Raw genomic sequence first — 18,325 nt, forward strand, 5'->3', positions numbered from 1 at the left:
GTCGGTGACTGCGATGCCCCACCCGGTTCGCGTATGGTCACGCTCATCTACCCCCGGCGACCCGTGGTGCATCCGTGATCCGATTCGACAATGTCTCCAAGGTCTACCCCAAGCAGACCCGCCCCGCCCTCAGGGATGTCTCCCTGGAGGTCGAGAAGGGCGAGTTCGTGTTCCTCGTGGGGTCCTCCGGCTCCGGAAAGTCCACCTTCCTGCGGCTGATCCTCCGCGAGGAGCGGTGCAGTCACGGGCAGGTGCACGTTCTGGGCAAGGACCTCGCCCGTCTCTCCAACTGGAAGGTGCCGCAGATGCGGCGCCAGCTGGGGACGGTGTTCCAGGACTTCCGCCTGCTGCCCAACAAGACGGTCGGCGAGAACGTCGCCTTCGCGCAGGAGGTCATCGGCAAGTCGCGTGGCGAGATCCGCAAGTCCGTGCCCCAGGTGCTCGACCTCGTCGGGCTCGGCGGCAAGGAGGACCGGAGGCCCGGCGAGCTGTCCGGTGGTGAGCAGCAGCGCGTCGCCATCGCGCGGGCCTTCGTCAACCGGCCCAAGCTGCTCATCGCCGACGAGCCCACCGGCAACCTCGACCCGCAGACCTCCGTCGGCATCATGAAGCTGCTCGACCGCATCAACCGGACGGGCACCACCGTGGTGATGGCCACCCACGACCAGAACATCGTGGACCAGATGCGCAAGCGCGTCATCGAACTGGAGAAGGGCCGCCTCGTGCGCGACCAGGCCCGCGGTGTCTACGGCTACCAGCACTGATACCGCACCCGAGATCCACGGAAAGGCATAACCAGTCGCCATGCGCGCCCAGTTCGTCCTGTCGGAGATCGGTGTCGGTCTCCGCCGCAACCTGACGATGACCTTCGCCGTCGTCGTCTCCGTCGCCCTCTCGCTCGCCCTGTTCGGCGGGTCGCTCCTGATGAGCGACCAGGTCAACACCATGAAGGGCTACTGGTACGACAAGGTCAACGTCTCGATCTTCCTCTGCAACAAGAGCGACGCCGAGTCCGATCCCAACTGCGCCAAGGGCGCGGTGACCGACGACCAGAAGAAGCAGATCAAGGCCGACCTCGGCAAGATGGGCGTCGTCCAGACGGTCACCTACGAGTCGCAGGACCAGGCGTACAAGCACTACAAGGAGCAGTTCGGCGACTCCCCGCTGGCCAGCTCCCTCACGCCGGACCAGATGCAGGAGTCGTACCGCATCAAGCTGAAGGACCCGGAGAAGTACCAGGTCATCGCCACCGCCTTCAACGGCCGGGACGGCGTGCAGTCGGTGCAGGACCAGAAGGAGACCCTGGACAACCTCTTCAAGCTTCTGGAAGGCATGAACTGGGCCGCGCGCGCGGTGATGGCGCTGATGCTGGTCGTCGCCCTGATGCTGATCGTCAACACGGTGCGCGTCTCGGCGTTCAGCAGGCGGCGCGAGACGGGCATCATGCGCCTGGTCGGCGCTTCGGGCTTCTACATCCAGGCGCCGTTCATCATGGAGGCCGCGGTCGCCGGGCTCATCGGCGGCACTGTCGCATGCGCCTTCCTGCTGGTCGCCCGGTACTTCATCATCGACCACGGACTGGCCCTGGCCGATCAGCTCACGCTGATCAACTTCATCGGCTGGGACGCCGTTCTCACGAAGCTGCCGCTCATCCTCGCCACGAGCCTGCTGATGCCCGCGTTGGCCGCGTTCTTCGCGCTGCGCAAGTACTTGAAGGTGTGACGCATGCCAAGAGGGGCCGTGCGGTCAACCGACCGTACGGCCCCTCCCCTTGTCCTAGACTCACCGGCATGTCAGGTCGTGACCCGCTCTGTCAGCCCCGTCGCATCCGCCGCGGGGCCGCCCTGACCTTGGTGTTCGCGAGTGTCCTCGTCGCCGGTGCGGCCACGGGGGCGTTGCCGCAGGACGACCGGAACTCCGCGCCGGACAAGGTCCGTTCGGCCGACACCGCCGGGCCCCGCACGGACGTCGCGCGGGCGGCCGAGGAGGCCATGGCCGACGGCACGTCCCCGATGGAGGCCGCCAAGCGCGCCGTCAGCCGCAGCGGGGACCGCTGGGGCGCCGTCTACTCCCGGGGCGAGTTCGAGGAGTTCGAGGAGGCCCTCGAGGGTCAGTACACCGGCGTCGGCCTCTGGGCCCGCAGCGCACGGGACGGCCGCATCGAGGTGACGAAGGTGCGCGCCGGCTCGCCCGCGGCCACCGCCGGGATCCGCCCCGGGGACCTGCTGCGCAGCGTCGACGGCGAGAAGACCGACGGCCGGCCCGTCACCGAGGTCGTCTCCTTACTGCGCGGGGACGCCACCGACGCCCCCGCCGGCACCGCCGTCCGCCTCGGCCTGGAGCGGGGCTCGCACAGCTGGACGCGGACCCTGCGCAGGGCCCAGCTGTCCACCGACCCGGTCACCGTCCAAGAGCTCGCCGGCCGGGTCACCGTCATCAAGGTCGCCACCTTCACCAAGGGCTCCGGCCACCAGGTCCACGCCGCCGTCCGCCGGGCCCCGCGCGACGCCGGGATCGTGCTCGACCTGCGGGGCAACTCCGGCGGCCTGGTCACCGAGGCCGTGACCGCCGCCTCCGCCTTCCTCGACGGCGGCCTGGTCGCCACCTACGACGTCGACGGCGAGCAGCGCGCCCTGCACGCCGAGCCCGGCGGTGACACCACCAGGCCCCTGGTCACGCTCGTCGACGGCGGGACGATGAGCGCGGCCGAGCTGCTCACCGGTGCCGTGCAGGACCGGGGGCGGGCGCTCGTCGTCGGCTCCCGCACCTTCGGCAAGGGCTCGGTCCAGATGCCGAGCCGGCTGCCCGACGGCTCCGTGGCGGAGCTGACCGTCGGGCACTACCGCACCCCCTCCGGCCGCGGGGTCGACGGCCGGGGCATCACGCCCGACCTGGAAACCGACGAGGACGCCCTCCAGCGGGCCCAGGCCGTGCTGCGCGCCCTCACGAGCCCCTCGTAATCGACTTTCCGCAGGGCCCCTCCGTAGTGCGAAAATGGTCGGCACTATGGCTAAGGAAAAAGGGCGCAAGCTGATCGCGCAGAACAAGAAGGCGCGGCACGACTACCTCATCATCGACACCTACGAGGCCGGCCTGGTCCTCACCGGGACCGAGGTGAAGTCCCTGCGCCAGGGTCGGGCGTCGCTGGTCGACGGCTTCGTCCAGCTGGACGGGAACGAGGCGTGGCTGCACAACGTGCACGTGCCGGAGTACAGCCAGGGCACGTGGACCAACCACAGCGCCCGGCGCAAGCGGAAGCTGCTGCTGCACCGCGCCGAGATCGACAAGCTGGAGTCGAAGACGGGCGAGACGGGGCACACCATCGTCCCCCTGGCGCTCTACTTCAAGGACGGCCGGGCCAAGGTCGAGATCGCGCTGGCGAAGGGCAAGAAGGAGTACGACAAGCGCCAGGCGCTCCGCGAGAAGCAGGACCGGCGCGAGACCGACCGCGCGATCGCGGCGGTGAAGCGGAGGCAGCGCGGCGCGTAGGGAATACGCTGGCACCGACCCGCGTTGGTCACGTACGATGGTGACTGCACCCCACAGCGGGTGCGCGCCCCTCTCCAGAGGGATTGTCAACACAACATGGGGATGATCGGTTTCGACAGCGGCTGTCGAAGCAGGGGAAGCGTGTCGAGGAAGCGGCAATGATCTCGTAAACCATATGTCGCAAAAAATAATCGCCAATACCAAGCGCGATTCCCAGTCCTTCGCCCTCGCTGCCTGATAAGCAGTGAGTGAAGGACCCTAAATGGGTGTCAGCCCGGGAGTGTTCCCGGCCCGGATCCTGGCATAATCTAGGGAACTAAACCATCGAGCCCGGTCACGGGGCTCGATGGGAAACCAAACAGTGACTGGGCCCGTCGGCGACTTGTTCGCGTGATCGCCGGGGCCGAGAAAATCGCAGCGAACTGCACACGGAGAAGCCCTGATTCTGCACCGTTGGACGCGGGTTCGATTCCCGCCATCTCCACTCATCCCATGTGGGCCAAGGCCCCGTCGCTTTCGAGCGGCGGGGCCTTTGTCATGCGGGGCCCGTGGTGGCCCGTTCCGTCAGGTGCGGGGGCAGCAGCGTCGTCTGCGGTACGGGGGTGCCGTGCAGTTTCCGCATCAGCAGCTCGACCGCGCGGGTGCCCAGCTCGTCGGCCGGGAGGGACACGGACGTGACCGGGACGCCGGGCGTCGTCGCGAGGTCGTCGGGGCAGACGGCGATGACCGACAGGTCGCCGGGAATCCGTGGCCCGAGCCGCCGGAGAGCGTGGATCAGTGGTTCCAGGAGGGGTTCGTTGTGTATCACCACGGCAGTGAGGGCCGGGTGTTCGCGCAGCAGCCGCTCGGCGAGCCCCGGGGCCGTGGCGGGGTCGGGGTCGGCCGGGTGGACGGACGTGGCCAGGCCGCGGCGGGTGGCGGCGGTGGTGAAACCCCGCATGAGGTGGTGGGCGTAGGCCGTTCCGCGGAGGTAGACCTCCGGGGGTGAGCCGACCAGGGCGACCCTGCGGTGACCCCGTTCCGCCAGATGGTTCACACACGCCTCGCCCGCCGCCCTGAAGTCGAGGTCCACGCAGGTCAGACCGTACGGCTCCGCGGGAAGGCCGATCAGAACCGACGGGCGGTCCAGGGCGCGGAGCCGGGGCAGGCGGGGATCGTCGAGCTCGACGTCCGCCAGCAACAGCCCGGCCACCGCGTGCAAGCCCATGGCACGGCTCAGTCCCTCCTCGGCCTCCTCCTGGGTGAGCAGCAGGACGTCGTGGTCATGAGCGCGGGCCGTTGTCACCACCGACACGGCCAGCCGCATCACCACCGGGACCTGCACGCCGGGGCGCAGCGGCACGGCGAGGGCCAGCACGTTCGGCTCGCCGCCGGCCAGGCCCCGGGCGCCCGCGTGGGGGCGGTAGCCCAGCTCGCGGACGGCCGCCTGGACACGCCGCCGGGTCTCGTCGGAGATCGGACGCTTGCCGCTCAGCGCATAGGAGACGGTGCTGGGGGAGACCCCGGCCCGGCGCGCCACGTCCGTGATCTTGACCATCAGTCCAGCTCCAGCGTGAGGAGAGCCGTGCCGGGCGGGGCCTGGACCTCGCGTCCGCCCGCGGCCAGGCCCCAGGCGGCTGCCGGTTGGCCGCACGTGGCCCGCAGCCGGTTGCCCTCGCGCACGACCGTGAAGGTCACGTTCCCGACGGCCACCGTCACCTCGTCGCCGGGCCGCAGGCCGTACGCCCGCAGTGTCACCCCGTCGGCGTGGTCGTAGTCGGGCCGGTCGTCCCGCGCGCCGACCGGGATCACCGCGCCGGGCCGCACCAGCAGGGGCGCGCTCAGGAAGCCGTGGCGCTCGCGCACCCAGCGCGGGCCGGTCACCGTCCGGCCGGTGAGGAAGTGGGTCCAGGTGCCCTCGGGGACGTAGTACGTGACGTCGCCGTCGTCGCCGAACACCGGGGCGACCAGCAGGTCGGGGCCGAGCATGTACTGCCGTTCCAGGTGTGCGCATCCCGGATCGTCCGGGAACTCCAGGACCATGGCCCGCATCAGGGGCAGGCCCTCGGTGCGGGCCGCGCGGGCCGTCTCGTACAGGTAGGGCATGAGACGGAGTTTCAGCCGGGTGAAGTGGCGTGCCACCTCGACCGACTCCTCGTCGAAGTGCCAGGGCACCCGGTAGGAGCTGCTGCCGTGCAGGCGGCTGTGGGAGGAGAGCAGCCCGAAGGCCAGCCAGCGCTTGAACAGGGCCGGGGTGGGGGTGCCCTCGAAGCCGCCGATGTCATGGCTCCAGAAGCCGAAGCCCGACAGGCCGAGGGACAGACCGCCGCGCAGCGACTCCGCCATCGACTCGTACGTCGCCTCGCAGTCGCCGCCCCAGTGCACGGGGAACTGCTGGCTCCCCGTGGTCGCCGACCGGGCGAAGAGAACGGCCTCCTGCTCGCCGCGGTGCTTGCGCAGCACCTCGAAGACCGTGCGGTTGTACAGGTACGTGTAGTAGTTGTGCATCCGCTCCGGCTCCGAGCCGTCGGACCAGACCACGTCGAGGGGCACGCGTTCGCCGAAGTCGGTCTTGAAGCAGTCGACGCCCTGCGCGAGCAGTGCCTCCAGCTTGCCGGCGTACCAGTCACGGGCGGCCGGTGACGTGAAGTCGACCAGGGCCATGCCGGGCTGCCACATGTCCCACTGCCAGACATCGCCGTCCGGGCGCTTCAGCAGATGCCCGAGCGCCTTGCCCTCGGCGAACAGCGGGGAGCGCTGGGCGATGTACGGATTGATCCACACGGAGACGCGCAGGTCATGGGCCTTCAACCGGGCCAGCATGCCCTCGGGGTCGGGAAACACCCGTGGATCCCACCGGAAATCGCACCAGTTGAACTCCCGCATCCAGAAGCAGTCGAAGTGGAAGACGGACAGCGGCAGTTCACGCTCCTTCATGCCCTCGATGAAGGACGTCACCGTCTCTTCGTCGTAGGGGGTCGTGAAGGACGTCGACAGCCACAGGCCGAACGACCATGCGGGCGGCAGGGCCGGACGACCGGTCAGGGCCGTGTACTTGCGGAGGATCTCCTTCGGGGTGGGGCCGTGGATGACGTAGTACGTCAGCTCCTGTGTCTCCGCGCTGAACTGCACCCGGGAGACCACCTCCGAGGCGACCTCGAAGGACACCTTGCCCGGGTGGTCGACGAAGACGCCGTATCCCGCGTCCGTGAGGTAGAAGGGCACGTTCTTGTAGGCCTGTTCGCTGCACGTGCCGCCGTCCGCCTGCCAGACGTCGACGACCTGCCCGTTCTTCACCAGCGGGCCGAAGCGCTCACCGAGGCCGTAGACGGAGGTGCCGACCTTCAGGACCAGTTGCTCGCGCAGGTGGTGCGCGCCCGAGGCGTCCCGCATGATGCCCGCGTTCTTGTGGCCGCTGCTGGTCAGCGTGCGCCCGTGCGCGAGGAACTCGACGTGCCAGGGGCCGCCCCGGGCCAGCCGGACCGACAGGTCGCCGGAGGTCAGGGTCGCGTGCTCGTCGTCGTACGTGATCTCCGCGGTGGTGTCCGAACCTGTGAGCTCGAACTCCGGGCCGCGGGGCCGTCCGCCGGTGAAGTGCGTCAGCGTCAGGCCGATGACGTCCGGCATCGGGGTGTGCGCCCTGACCGTGAGGACCGGGCCGGTCATCAGGTCGCCGCGGGAGCGGACGGGCCGGGTCGGGGCGTGGATCTCCAGTGCGCCGTCCGACTCGGTGACGTCGAGGGCCTCGGCCGGATAGGCCGCGGTGATGCCCTCGCGCAGGAGCCAGTAGCCGTCGGTGAACTTCATGTGAGGGTTCCCTACTCTCCCGGCGCACGACGTCGAAGCGCTTCGACGATCGAACGTATGCGGGGTGCTTGAGGGCGTCAATGGGGCGCGAGACACTCGGTGAAGCGATTCGAAGCCCGGCGCATGGACAGGGCGAGGGCCAGAGCCGCCGCCGTCACCGGGACCGCGAAGCCCGCCGTCGGCGAGAGGCGCTCCACGGTCCAGCCGCCGATCGCGCTGCCGCAGGCGATGCCGCCGAGCAGACCGGTCACCGCGAGGGTCATGCCCTCGTTCAGCCGACCGTCGGGGGTGCGCTGCTGCACCAGCGTCATGGTGGTGACCATCGTCGGGGCCGTCGCCGTCCCGGCCGCCAGGAGCGTGGCCGCCAGGAGCAGCAGCGAACCCGTGAGGGTTGCGGCCGGCAGCGGCAGGGTCAGCAGCGCGGCCATCGCCGCCACGCACCGGGGCAGTGGGGCCTCGGCGGGTCCGATGGGCTTCACGGAGCCGTACAGCAGGCCCGCCACGCAGGAGCCCGCGGCCTGGAGGGCCAGGACGGCGCCGGCCGCCCACTGCCGCCCCTGTGCGTCGGCGAACGCCAGTGTGACGACCTCCGTCGCGCCAAGATGCCGCCCATCGCCAGGCAGACCGCGAGCAGCGGGGCGATGCCGGGGGCGCGGCATGCGTCCACCGTTGCCCGGGGACGATCAACCGGTCCAACACCTGTTCCGTGCGCGGTCACGCACCTGGTTTGTGGATCACTGGCCGGAAGGGCGAAACCCCATGGCCGGAAATGTTCGTTCCTTGTTCTTCATACAGAGATATGGATATTTCTAATGCTCCTCATGACGCGTGGAAAAGATGTTCATTCCGGAAAATCCTTCACTCGTTTGCCGCGCATCCGCCGAAGCGGGCCGACGGTTAGTGGGTACATGACCGAGGCGACCAGGAAAGACGGCTGGGCGGTAACGCTCGGCCCGTATACCTACATTCCAGCACCAGCGCACTCGTCGGCGACAGTCAACGGCACCCTCACCAGAGGCGGTTGTCCGGTTGCTTTGCAGGTGACCGAGCCGGTGCTGCGCGATTTCATCGATGCCATGAGCACGCTGGAAAAGGATCTCGCCCGGCGATGGATCAGTGCGACGGATTGGTCGGCTTTCGCGCTTTCGAAATAGTCGGGTCACGTTATGTACGACAAAGTTGAGGGCACTGGCCGGCATCGGGCTCCGGCCCGGGATTTCATCACCCCCCTGACCCCGCCGGACCCGACCTGGGACCCCGCCGAGGAACTGGCGTTCATCCTCGAGGAGGCCCTCGGGGAGCAGGCGGCGAGGATCCCCACTCCCCGTGACAAGGACCCGGACGAGGCCGCGGAGCCGGCGCCGGTCTCCGTCCCGGCCACCCACATGCGGCGGCTCCAGGACATCACCGAGGAGCTTCCGCCCGTGCGGGAGGTCCCCCGGCGTCACCGCAAGGTCCGGATCCGCAAGGCCTCGCGCGCACTGCGCACCACCAGCTTCCTCGTCGCCGCCCTGGCGGCCGTCATCGCCTCCGCGGTGAGCCTCCTGAGCGGCATCGTCGCCTACGACCCCCTGCGCCTGGTCGCGGTGTCCCCCGCGGCGCGGGGTCTGCGCACCTGGTGGCCCCTGCTGGTGTACGGGCCGTGGCTGGTGGGCTGCCTGTCCGTCCTGCGGGCCGCCCTGCACCAGCGCCGTGCCGTGCACTCGTGGTGTGTGGTGGTGGTCTTCTCGTGCATCGCCGTGCTGCTGTGCGTCGTCCAGGCACCGCGGACGATCCTCGGCATCGCGGCGGCGGCCCTGCCCGGCCTCGCCGCCCTCGCCTGCTTCCAGCAGGTGGTGCGCCAGATCACACTCACCCGCCCGCCGATGCGTTCGGTTCCACGTCACCGGGTGGGACAGGCTCCGGCACCGGCCGGCGCGGAGGGTTACAAGGGTGCGGAGGATTACAAGGGCGCGGAGGGTTACAAGGGTGCGGAAGGTTACAACGGTGCGGAAGGTCAGCCGGGCGGGTTGTAGAGCTCTCTGAAAACCATCCGCCCATGAGACCTGAAGCAGCCGGCCCCTGGCCCCGGGCGCCCTTAGGGGTCCTTTCACTATGCCCGTCCGGGTCGCACGGCCTGGCACCGCACCTCGCCGCGTTGCCGAAACGCCCAGGTAGCTCCGCTACATGGGCGCTCCGGCGCCTTGCGATGCACGGCACCAGACCACGCGACCTGATCGGACGCTCATAGTGAAAGGACCCCTTAGCCGGTGGCTCCTGAGCCCGGGTCTCTTGATGGCAGGGCCTCCCGAGCGTGGACCCTGTGAGCCCGGGCCCCGGGCACGGCCTGACCGGAGCCGCCGGTGAACTGCTCGCGGGCCGGCTGGACGCGTCGTTCGGACGTTTCGCCGGGCTGGACCCGGCGCTGCGGGCGGGGCTCGACCACCTGCCCGTGCGGTACGAGCCGATGGCGGTCGTGCTGCCCGAGGACCACCGGCTGGCCGCTCTGGAGGCGGTGCCGCTCGCCGGGCTGGCCGGCGAGACCGTCTACGCGGGCGCCGGCAATCCGCGCACGCCGGAGTGGACCGGCCTCGCCCGGCTGCTGTTCGAGGGCCGGGGCATCGAGATCGCGCCACCCGCGCCGCTGGCCGTCGGGGAGGAGGAGTTCCAGCGGATCATGGCCAGAACGCGCCATCCGATTCTGGCCGTCGTGGGCTTCCCGGCACTGCCGTCGACGGTGGTGCGGCCCCTGATCGACCCCGTTCCGCTGTCCCCGCTGTCCCTGGTGTGGCGCAAGGGGCTGACCCACCCCGCGTTCGACGCGCTGCGGCGGGCGGCGGCCCGGCTCGCCGCCGAGGAGGGATGGCTGCGGCGGCCCACCGGGGGATGGATTCCGGCCGGTGACGATGTCCTCATGACGTCTCACGGCTGACACGATTCGATACCCGCGCTCACACACAACCTCCCCGTGCGCTACATTCAACGCCTGAGCACGGTGTGGTAGTAGGGGGCGCTCGGACGGGTGGGGGCCCGTTCCGACGACGGGTGTTCAGGTCGTACGCGCACCCGAACCATCCCGTGGGGGGAAGTGCGTGCGTGTGAGAAGTTGGCGAGAAGACGCCCAACCAGAGTGGCCCGAGGTCGCGTCGGCGACCGGGAAACTCCCTGCGGACGGCAGCGTCCGGGACCGGAAGGCCACCCAGGTGCGCGACGGTGACGACCGGGCGAGCGGCTACCGGCTGCCCGCCGGTACGGAGACACTGCGCGGCATCCCCCGGCAGAGCGAGGGCGAGGCCGACTCGTTCCGTTCGTCCGACTCGGTCACCGAGTCCTGGACCACGGTCCGCGACCCCTGGCAGGAGGACGCCCACTCGGTCGGGAGCACCCACGACCCGGCAGGGACCCCCGGCTCCACCGGGCACACCCACGACCCGCACGAGGTCACCATCCAGCTCGACGCCGTACAACTCGGGGACGGGCTCGTGCGGCGGGTCGAGGAAGGCATCGGCGCGGGCCCGGCCCCCGCCGACCGGCCGGTCTTCGTCGACGAGTCGGGCCGCCGCAGCCGCCGCTTCCGCCGCATCGGCATAGTCATCGCCCTGGTCTGCGGGGTCTACGCCGTCGTCATCGTCGCCACGCTGCTGTCGGGCAACTCCAACGCGCCCTGGCTGCCCGTACCGGGCCAGAAGCAGGATCCGTCGGCCGGGCAGGTCGACACCCCGCCGCTGCCCAAGCAGTCGGACCCGGCCGCCGGCACCAGCACCGGCACCGGCGTCACCGCCCCGGGCAGCGCGCCGACGGCCGACGAGGCCACGTCACCCTCGCCCGATGCCGGCGCCGTCGAACCCGCCGCCACCGCCGAACCCGGCCGCCGCGGCGCGACGGCACGCCCCTCGCCGACCGCGGCTCGGACCACACCGGACCCGGGCACCGGCGTGACCGACCCGGCCCCGACCAAGCCCGCCGACCCGCCGACCACCCCGGTCCCCGACCCGACGCCGACGGTCGAGCCCACGCCCGAGCCGACCGAAACCTTGGGCGCCGACGACAGCGACGGCACCGGCACGGTCGCCGAAGGCCCGCTCGAGACGCCGAACGCCGAACCGACGCCCGCCGTCTAGTGCCGGCGGCCGGAACGGCTTGCCGGACATCTCCCGGCGTCCGGTGCGGTGCGCACGGCGGAGCATCGCCCGCCCACGGGACGCACCCGGATGCGACGACGCGGCGAGGCGCCCTGCCGAGCATCGCGAGCCGGTGATCCTTCCCCGCCATCAGCGCTGGTCCCGGCCGCGCGAGCGGTGCCTGCCAGGTCGCCCCCGGAGGGAGGCCGGGGGATGGCGCTCCGGCGCCCCTCACTCGCCGACCCCGGGCTCCCGGCTCCGCTGGGGACTGAGGGACCCACCGACGGTGCCGCGGAGCCCGCCGACACGCCCCCCGCGCCCCACCGTCCTCGCAGCACCGTCGTCCGGCATCACCCACCGTGCCCGCAGCACCGTAATCCCCGACCATCACCCACCCGTCCCCGTCCCCGCGGCACTGAGATCCCCGAATCACCCCGCGTCCCCGTGCCACTCACCGTCCCCGTACCACTCACCGTCCCCGTACCACTCACCCTTCCCGCAGCACCCCATCCCGCACCACCCGGAGTACCACCACCCATGGCATCCCGTACCCGCCGTTCCGGGCCGTCGCCCCGAGCCCGCGGCGGCTCCAGGCGCCGCCTGCCGCTGCGCCTGCTCCTGCCCCTGCTCGTCCTCGTCGCGCTGATGGCGATGCTCATGCTGCGCGGCTACGTGCACAGCGAGATCCTCGCCGACCACCGGGTCCGGCCGCCCGCCGCCACCGACCAGGTGCCGGAGAAGATCAGGAGAGGCGGGCCCGTCATCGACACCCGCAGCGGCCGCACCGAGAGCCTGCGTGTGCCCGACCGCCGCCTGGTGCTCACCTTCGACGACGGCCCCGACCCGGTCTGGACGCCGAAAATCCTGGACGTTCTGAAGAAGCACGACGCACACGCGGTCTTCTTCGTCACCGGCACCATGGCCTCGCGCTACCCCGACCTGGTCCAGCGCATGGTCGACGAAGGCCACGAGGTCGGCCTGCACACCTTCAACCACCCCGACCTGTCCTACCAGTCCAAGAAGCGCATCGACTGGGAACTGTCCCAGAACCAGCTCGCCCTCTCGGGCGCGGCGGGCATCCGTACCTCCCTCTTCCGGCCGCCGTACTCCTCCTTCGCAGCCGCCATGGACAACAGGTCCTGGCCGGTGACCGAGTACATCGGCCGCCGCGGCTACATCACCGTCGTCAACAACACCGACAGCGAGGACTGGCGCAAGCCCGGTGTCGCCGAGATCGTCCGACGCGCCACGCCCAAGGGCGGCGAAGGCGCGATCGTCCTGATGCACGACTCCGGCGGCGACCGCCACCAGACCGTCGAGGCACTGAGCCGCATGCTGCCCGACCTGCGCGAGAAGGGCTACGCGTTCAGCAACCTCACCGAGGCCCTCGACGCCCCGAGCGCGCACTCCCGCGTCACCGGCCTCGACCGGTGGAAGGGCACGGCGTGGATCTTCCTGGTCCAGGCCTCGGAGCACCTCACCGACGGGCTGGTCGTCGGACTCGCGATCGTCGGCACCCTCGTCATCGGCCGTTTCGTGCTGATGCTGCTGCTCTCCGGGGTGCACGCACGCCGGGTGCGCCGCCGCGGCTTCCGCTGGGGAGCGCCGATCACCGAACCGGTGTCGGTTCTGGTCCCGGCGTACAACGAGGCCAAGTGCATCGAGAACACGGTCCGTTCCCTCGCCGAGAGTGACCATCCCCTCGAGGTCCTCGTCATCGACGACGGCTCCTCCGACGGCACGTCACGGATCGTCGAGGCCATGGGCCTGCCGAACGTCCGGGTCGTCCGCCAGCTCAACGCGGGCAAGCCGGCCGCGCTCAACCGCGGTGTGGCCAACGCCCGCCACGACCTGATCGTGATGATGGACGGCGACACGGTCTTCGAACCGTCCACGGTGCGTGAACTGGTGCAGCCCTTCGGCGACCCGCGCGTGGGCGCGGTGGCGGGCAACGCCAAGGTCGGCAACAAGGACAGCCTCATCGGCGCCTGGCAGCACATCGAATACGTGATGGGCTTCAACCTCGACCGCCGGATGTACGACGTGCTGCGCTGCATGCCGACGATCCCCGGAGCGGTCGGAGCCTTCCGCCGCAGCGCGCTGGAACGGGTCGGCGGCATGAGCGACGACACCCTCGCCGAGGACACCGACATCACCATGGCCCTGCACCGCGACGGCTGGCGCGTGGTCTACGCGGAGAACGCCCGTGCCTGGACCGAGGCGCCGGAGACGGTCCAGCAGCTGTGGTCCCAGCGCTACCGCTGGTCGTACGGCACCATGCAGGCCATCTGGAAACACCGCCGGGCCCTGGTGGACAAGGGCCCCTCGGGCCGCTTCGGCCGCGTCGGCCTGCCGATGGTGTCCCTCTTCATGGTCGTGGCGCCCCTGCTGGCCCCGCTGATCGACGTGTTCCTCGTCTACGGCCTCGTGTTCGGCCCCACCCAGAAGACGATCATGGCGTGGCTCGGCGTCCTGGCCATCCAGGCGGTCTGCGCGGCCTACGCCTTCCGGCTCGACCGCGAGCGCATGACGCATCTCATCTCGCTGCCCCTGCAGCAGATCCTGTACCGCCAGCTCATGTACGTCGTACTGCTCCAGTCCTGGATCACCGCCCTGACCGGCGGCCGGTTGCGCTGGCAGAAGCTGCGGCGCACCGGTGTGGTCGACGCGCCCGGCGGCGGGCCCGTGCCGCGCCAGCGGTCCCAGAACAGCTCCGAGCGGAGGCCGGTGGCATGACCCACGGAAACCCGATCCCCACGTCCTCGGCGGCGTCCGGCATGCCGGGGGCGCCCTACGGCATGCCGCAGCAGCGCACGACCGGCCCCGCACCGGAGGGCGGCACCGACGCGGCGACCACCCCCACTGCGACCGCTCCCACCCCGCCGGCGCGCCAGGGCGGCGGCCGTGACCGTTACCTCGACCTGCTGCGCTCGATCGCCCTGGTCCGTGTCGTCGTGTACCACCTGTTCGGCTGGGCGTGGCTGACGGTGCTGTTCCCGTCGATGGGCGTGATGTTCGCGCTGGCGGGCTCCCTGATGGCGCGCTCGCTGAACCGCCCGGCGCTCGGTGTGGTCCGGGGCCGGATCCGCCGGCTCCTGCCCCCGCTCTGGGTGTTCAGCGTGGTGGTGCTGACGATGCTGTTCGCGGCCGGCTGGAACCCGCTGAAGGACCCGGACCACGGCGGTGCCTGGGCCCTCGTCGATCTGGCCAACTACTTCTTCCCCGTGGGCGCCCCGCCCTTCCCCTGGCACCTCGGCGCCAAGTCCGGCCTGCTGGAGGACACCTGGGCGGTGCAGGCGGCCGGTCCGCTGTGGTACCTGCGGGCCTACCTCTGGTTCGTCATCGCCTCCCCGCTGCTGTTGTGGGCGTTCCGCCGGGCACCGTGGCCGACGCTGCTGGCGCCGCTGGGCCTCACGGCGGTCGTCGGCACGGGTCTGGTGAAGATCCCCGGCGAGACGGGCAACGCGGTGACCGACTTCGCGGTCTACGGCGGCTGCTGGATCCTGGGCTTCGCCCACCACGAGGGCCTGCTCAAGCGGATCCCCCGCTACCTGTCGATCTCCTGCGCGGCCCTGCTCATGGCGTTCGGCCTGTGGTGGGCCTCGGGTCACCTGGGCCCCGACGGCTGGGACCTCAACGACATCCCCCTGGCCCAGGCGGCCTGGTCCTTCGGCTTCGTGGTCGTCCTTCTCGAGTACTCCCCGTCCTGGCGCGAACTCCCGGGCCGCCTGGCCAGGTGGGACAAGCTCGTGACCCTCTCCAACAACCGCGCGGTCACGATCTACCTCTGGCACAACTGCCTCATCATGGCCACGATCCCGATCCTCGACCTGCTCTACGAACTGCCGTTCCTCCAGAGCGACAGCGGGGTGTCCGCCCTGGACGCCACGTACACGATCTGGATGTTCGTCCTGGTCTGGCCCCTGATCGGCGCGGCGATCCTCGCGTTCGGCTGGATCGAGGACGTCGCGGCGAAGCGGAAACCCCGGTTGTGGCCGAACGGTGCGCCTCGGGTGAGGGCTCGCGGCAGCCGGAGACGCTCGACACCCGGAGGCTAAGCTGACCCGGCACGGCCAGCACCTTGCGCGCCCGCCGCTCCCGGACCGACCAGGGGCGTGTCCTCGTTCCCCCGCACCATGCCGAACAGGATCACCGGCAGCATCAGCCCGGTCAGCCCGCCGGTCCCCCTTCCCAGGTGGGGTCCGCAAGAGAGTAACGGGACCCCGTACCCCCAGGGCTCGCCGGTGTGGAAAACTGCCCGAGTTGCGCATGTGAATAACTGCGCCCAGTGGGTGGCCGGGGGAGCGGTGGGATGAGTAAGCGGCAGATGCGGCAGATGCGGCAGATGCTGCGGCTGATGGCGAGCGGGGAACCGGTCGAACTCACCAGCCCGATGGCGTCCGTGAAGAAGCTCGCCCGGCTGGCCTGCGTGGCCCAGCAGTTCGGTTACGAGTACGCCGACGTCCGCCAGAGCAGCGGCCGCAACGGCGCGCTCACCATGGTGCTCATGCCCGACCCCGGCCCGCAGGCAAGGGCCAGGGCCGGGCAGAACTGGGCGCAGTACCCCAACGCGGCGGACGGTGTCTCCCTGCCGCCGCTCGTGCCCGACGCCTTCGAACTGCTCAAGACCCGCATCAACTTCGACCTCACCGGCAAGCACGCCGAGAAACGCATGGCGTACGGGGCCCTGGGCGTCACCCTCGGCTGCGTGATCCTCGGCTTCCGTTTCGGGGGTGAGTCCGCCGACTTCATCGCGGCCGGTGCGGTGTGGCTGGTGTTCATGGCGATCTTCGGCATCGGTCTCGGGGTCACGCGCAAGCGCAACGCCAAGTTCGCGGCCCGGCTGCGGGCGGCCGGCTTCGTGCCGGTGAACGACGAGAACGGGCGGCTGCGATACCTGCCGCCCGGGGCGCAGCCGCCGGGGCAGGGCAATCCGTTCGGGGGCGGGCCGTATGCGCCGCAGGCCCCCGGCCCGTATGCGCCGCAGGCCCCCGGCCCGTATGCCCAGCCGACTCCCGGACCGTACGACGGCCGGCAGCCCGCCCCCGGTCCCTACGGTGGTCCGCCCGCGCCGGGCACGTACCCGGGCCCGGCCGCCCCCGGTCCCTACGGTGGTCCGCCCGCGCCGGGCACGTACCCGGGCCCGGCCGCCCCCGGTCCCTACGGTGGTCCGCCCGTGCCCGGCCCGTACCCGGCGCAGCCCTCACCGGCCGCGCACCAGAGCCATCCCGCGCCCGGCTCCTCCGGGGCGCAGCCTCCCGGCCCTTACAACCAGCCGTACGACCAGCCCCACCCCCAGCGCCCCCAGCACCCGCACGGGCAGCCCCCGCAGCACTGACACGGAAAGCTCCCGTAACCTCTCATCCCGTCCGAGCCCGGGGTGAGAGCAAAGTTCCCTCGCGGTCACCCGGTGCCACAGGCAGGAAACGCGTCCTCCCTACCTTCGGGGTCAGTCGCACGAAGTACGACCGAGCCCCGGAGCACAGTGGAGGCGTCATGACAGGCCCTGGCACGGCACCCGTACCCCCGAGCAAGGGCGGACGCTGGATCCGGCACTGGGATCCCGAGAACGAGACATTCTGGAAGGAGACCGGGGAGAAGGTCGCCCGACGGAACCTCTTCTTCTCCGTACTGTCCGAGCACATCGGCTTCTCGATCTGGACCCTGTGGTCCGTGCTGGTGCTGTTCATGGGCCCGGAGTACGGGCTGAGCCCGGCCGACAAGTTCATGCTGACCTCGATGGTCACGCTGGTCGGCGCCGTCGTCCGCGTCCCCTACACCTTCGCCGTGGCGATCTTCGGCGGACGGAACTGGACGATCATCTCCGCGAGCCTCCTGCTGGTCCCGACCGTCGCCGCGTTCGCCGTGATGGAGCCGGGGACCTCCTTCTCCACGTTCCTGCTCGTCGGCCTGCTGGCCGGCATCGGCGGCGGCAACTTCGCCTCCTCCATGACCAACATCAACGCCTTCTTCCCGCTGCGGAAGAAGGGCTGGGCCCTCGGCTTGAACGCGGGCGGCGGCAACATCGGCGTACCGGTGATCCAGCTCGCCGCGCTCGCGATCATCGGCGCCGGCGGCGGCCCGCGCGTGCTGCTCGGGATCTACATCCCGCTGATCGTCGTCGCCGCCGTCCTGGCCGCGCTCTTCATGGACAACATCGAGAACGTGAAGAACGACACCGGCGCCGCCAAGGACGCCGCGCGGGACCCGCACACCTGGATCATGTCGTTCCTCTACATCGGCACCTTCGGGTCGTTCATCGGATACAGCTTCGCCTTCGGGCAGGTCCTGACGAACCAGTTCGGACGCACCCCGCTGGAGGCCGCGTACGTCACCTTCATCGGTCCGCTCCTCGGCTCGCTGATCCGTCCCCTGGGCGGCTGGATGGCCGACAAGTACGGCGGTGCGAAGATCACGCTGTGGAACTACGTCAGCATGGGCGCGGCGACCGCCGTCCTCATCTCCGCCAGCATGGAGAAGTCGCTGGCACTGTTCACCGTCGCGTTCGTGGTGCTGTTCGTGCTCACCGGCATCGGCAACGGCTCGACGTTCAAGATGATCCCGGGCATCTTCCAGAACAAGGCCCTCGCCAAGGGGCTGAAGGGTGAAGCGGCCGCTGCTTACGGGCGTCGCCTCTCCGGCGCCTCCATGGGACTCATCGGCGCGGTGGGCGCGCTCGGCGGCGTCGGCATCAACCTGGCCTTCCGCCAGTCCTTCCTCTCCTACGGCTCCGGCACCGGCGCCTTCGTCGCCTTCCTCGCCTTCTACGCGGTCTGCTTCCTGGTCACCTGGGCCGTATACCTTCGCCGCACGGCACCCCGGGTACCCGCCACGACGGCGACCTCGGAGGCGGAGCCGCAGCTCAGCTACGCCAGGGTGTGACGTAACACCGTCGTCATCAAGCCGATCCGGGCCTGTCACGAGCCGTTGACAGGCTCGATCGGCATGTA

General features: G+C 70.4%; 13 protein-coding genes, 1 other RNA gene and 2 pseudogenes. 13 read left to right on the top strand and 3 right to left on the bottom strand.

Features of this window, described 5'->3' with window-relative positions:
* Positions 1-74: 74 nt before the first annotated feature.
* From ftsE to ssrA, 5 genes are all read left to right on the top strand, one after another.
* The gene (ftsE, locus tag ABTX62_RS24140; protein ID WP_352118144.1) at positions 75-764 is read left to right on the top strand and encodes a cell division ATP-binding protein FtsE; all 690 of its coding nucleotides are present in this window, start codon (positions 75-77) and stop codon (positions 762-764) included.
* 40 nt (positions 765-804) lie between these two features.
* A complete protein-coding gene (ftsX, locus tag ABTX62_RS24145; protein ID WP_352118145.1) occupies positions 805-1,722 on the top strand; it encodes a permease-like cell division protein FtsX in 918 nt (305 codons plus the stop codon).
* A gap of 68 nt (positions 1,723-1,790) precedes the next feature.
* Positions 1,791-2,960, top strand: coding sequence for a S41 family peptidase (locus tag ABTX62_RS24150; protein WP_352118146.1), 1,170 nt, complete (start codon positions 1,791-1,793; stop codon positions 2,958-2,960).
* A gap of 46 nt (positions 2,961-3,006) precedes the next feature.
* Positions 3,007-3,489, top strand: a complete 483-nt coding sequence (gene smpB / locus ABTX62_RS24155) for an SsrA-binding protein SmpB (RefSeq protein ID WP_062927167.1) — start codon at positions 3,007-3,009, stop codon at positions 3,487-3,489.
* 98 nt (positions 3,490-3,587) lie between these two features.
* Positions 3,588-3,976: a transfer-messenger RNA gene (gene ssrA / locus ABTX62_RS24160) on the top strand.
* Between the two features lie 48 nt (positions 3,977-4,024).
* Here ssrA and ABTX62_RS24165 read toward each other — a convergent pair.
* From ABTX62_RS24165 to ABTX62_RS24175, 3 genes and pseudogenes are all read right to left on the bottom strand, one after another.
* Positions 4,025-5,026 carry a LacI family DNA-binding transcriptional regulator gene (locus ABTX62_RS24165; protein ID WP_352118147.1) on the bottom strand — a complete coding sequence of 334 codons (1,002 nt, stop codon included), beginning with the start codon at positions 5,024-5,026 and terminating at the stop codon, positions 4,025-4,027.
* Positions 5,026-7,275 (bottom strand): alpha-xylosidase, encoded by a 2,250-nt coding sequence (gene yicI, locus ABTX62_RS24170; RefSeq protein ID WP_352118148.1) that lies wholly within the window; start codon positions 7,273-7,275, stop codon positions 5,026-5,028. Before yicI ends, ABTX62_RS24165 begins: the two co-directional genes overlap by 1 nt.
* 77 nt (positions 7,276-7,352) lie before the next feature.
* Positions 7,353-7,966 (bottom strand): annotated as a pseudogene (locus ABTX62_RS24175) (MFS transporter); the annotation flags it as partial.
* A gap of 217 nt (positions 7,967-8,183) precedes the next feature.
* Here ABTX62_RS24175 and ABTX62_RS24180 point away from each other — a divergent pair.
* The 8 genes and pseudogenes from ABTX62_RS24180 (at position 8,184) to ABTX62_RS24215 (ending at position 18,257) form a co-directional block, all read left to right on the top strand.
* Positions 8,184-8,429: a hypothetical protein gene (locus tag ABTX62_RS24180; protein ID WP_352118149.1), complete on the top strand. Its 246-nt coding sequence runs from the start codon at positions 8,184-8,186 to the stop codon at positions 8,427-8,429.
* A 12-nt stretch (positions 8,430-8,441) separates the two neighbouring features.
* Entirely contained in the window at positions 8,442-9,290 is an 849-nt protein-coding gene (locus tag ABTX62_RS24185; RefSeq protein ID WP_352118150.1) for a hypothetical protein, read from the top strand.
* A 308-nt stretch (positions 9,291-9,598) separates the two neighbouring features.
* Positions 9,599-10,186: pseudogene (locus tag ABTX62_RS24190) on the top strand (LysR substrate-binding domain-containing protein); the annotation flags it as partial.
* A gap of 271 nt (positions 10,187-10,457) precedes the next feature.
* Positions 10,458-11,375 carry a hypothetical protein gene (locus ABTX62_RS24195; RefSeq protein ID WP_352118151.1) on the top strand — a complete coding sequence of 306 codons (918 nt, stop codon included), beginning with the start codon at positions 10,458-10,460 and terminating at the stop codon, positions 11,373-11,375.
* A 537-nt stretch (positions 11,376-11,912) separates the two neighbouring features.
* Positions 11,913-14,111 carry a bifunctional polysaccharide deacetylase/glycosyltransferase family 2 protein gene (locus tag ABTX62_RS24200; RefSeq protein WP_352118152.1) on the top strand — a complete coding sequence of 733 codons (2,199 nt, stop codon included), beginning with the start codon at positions 11,913-11,915 and terminating at the stop codon, positions 14,109-14,111.
* Complete coding sequence (locus ABTX62_RS24205; RefSeq protein ID WP_352118153.1) at positions 14,108-15,433, top strand: acyltransferase family protein; 1,326 nt, start codon at positions 14,108-14,110, stop codon at positions 15,431-15,433. Before ABTX62_RS24200 ends, ABTX62_RS24205 begins: the two co-directional genes overlap by 4 nt.
* A 254-nt stretch (positions 15,434-15,687) precedes the next feature.
* Complete coding sequence (locus ABTX62_RS24210) at positions 15,688-16,713, top strand: hypothetical protein (protein ID WP_352118154.1); 1,026 nt, start codon at positions 15,688-15,690, stop codon at positions 16,711-16,713.
* A 158-nt stretch (positions 16,714-16,871) separates the two neighbouring features.
* Positions 16,872-18,257 (top strand): nitrate/nitrite transporter, encoded by a 1,386-nt coding sequence (locus tag ABTX62_RS24215; protein ID WP_352118155.1) that lies wholly within the window; start codon positions 16,872-16,874, stop codon positions 18,255-18,257.
* The last annotated feature ends 68 nt before the right edge of the window (positions 18,258-18,325 follow it).

Source organism: Streptomyces sp. NPDC096046, from assembly GCF_040303285.1.
Taxonomy (GTDB): domain Bacteria; phylum Actinomycetota; class Actinomycetes; order Streptomycetales; family Streptomycetaceae; genus Streptomyces.

What these genes read in the sequence shown, in the direction of transcription:
- ftsX (WP_352118145.1), top strand. Translation starts at nt 805, where the DNA reads ATGCGCGCCCAGTTCGTCCTGTCGGAGATCGGTGTCGGTCTCCGCCGC.
- ABTX62_RS24150 (WP_352118146.1), top strand. Translation starts at nt 1,791, where the DNA reads ATGTCAGGTCGTGACCCGCTCTGTCAGCCCCGTCGCATCCGCCGCGGG.
- smpB (WP_062927167.1), top strand. Translation starts at nt 3,007, where the DNA reads ATGGCTAAGGAAAAAGGGCGCAAGCTGATCGCGCAGAACAAGAAGGCG.
- ABTX62_RS24165 (WP_352118147.1), bottom strand. Translation starts at nt 5,026, where the DNA reads ATGGTCAAGATCACGGACGTGGCGCGCCGGGCCGGGGTCTCCCCCAGC.
- yicI (WP_352118148.1), bottom strand. Translation starts at nt 7,275, where the DNA reads ATGAAGTTCACCGACGGCTACTGGCTCCTGCGCGAGGGCATCACCGCG.
- ABTX62_RS24180 (WP_352118149.1), top strand. Translation starts at nt 8,184, where the DNA reads ATGACCGAGGCGACCAGGAAAGACGGCTGGGCGGTAACGCTCGGCCCG.
- ABTX62_RS24185 (WP_352118150.1), top strand. Translation starts at nt 8,442, where the DNA reads ATGTACGACAAAGTTGAGGGCACTGGCCGGCATCGGGCTCCGGCCCGG.
- ABTX62_RS24200 (WP_352118152.1), top strand. Translation starts at nt 11,913, where the DNA reads ATGGCATCCCGTACCCGCCGTTCCGGGCCGTCGCCCCGAGCCCGCGGC.
- ABTX62_RS24205 (WP_352118153.1), top strand. Translation starts at nt 14,108, where the DNA reads ATGACCCACGGAAACCCGATCCCCACGTCCTCGGCGGCGTCCGGCATG.
- ABTX62_RS24210 (WP_352118154.1), top strand. Translation starts at nt 15,688, where the DNA reads ATGAGTAAGCGGCAGATGCGGCAGATGCGGCAGATGCTGCGGCTGATG.
- ABTX62_RS24215 (WP_352118155.1), top strand. Translation starts at nt 16,872, where the DNA reads ATGACAGGCCCTGGCACGGCACCCGTACCCCCGAGCAAGGGCGGACGC.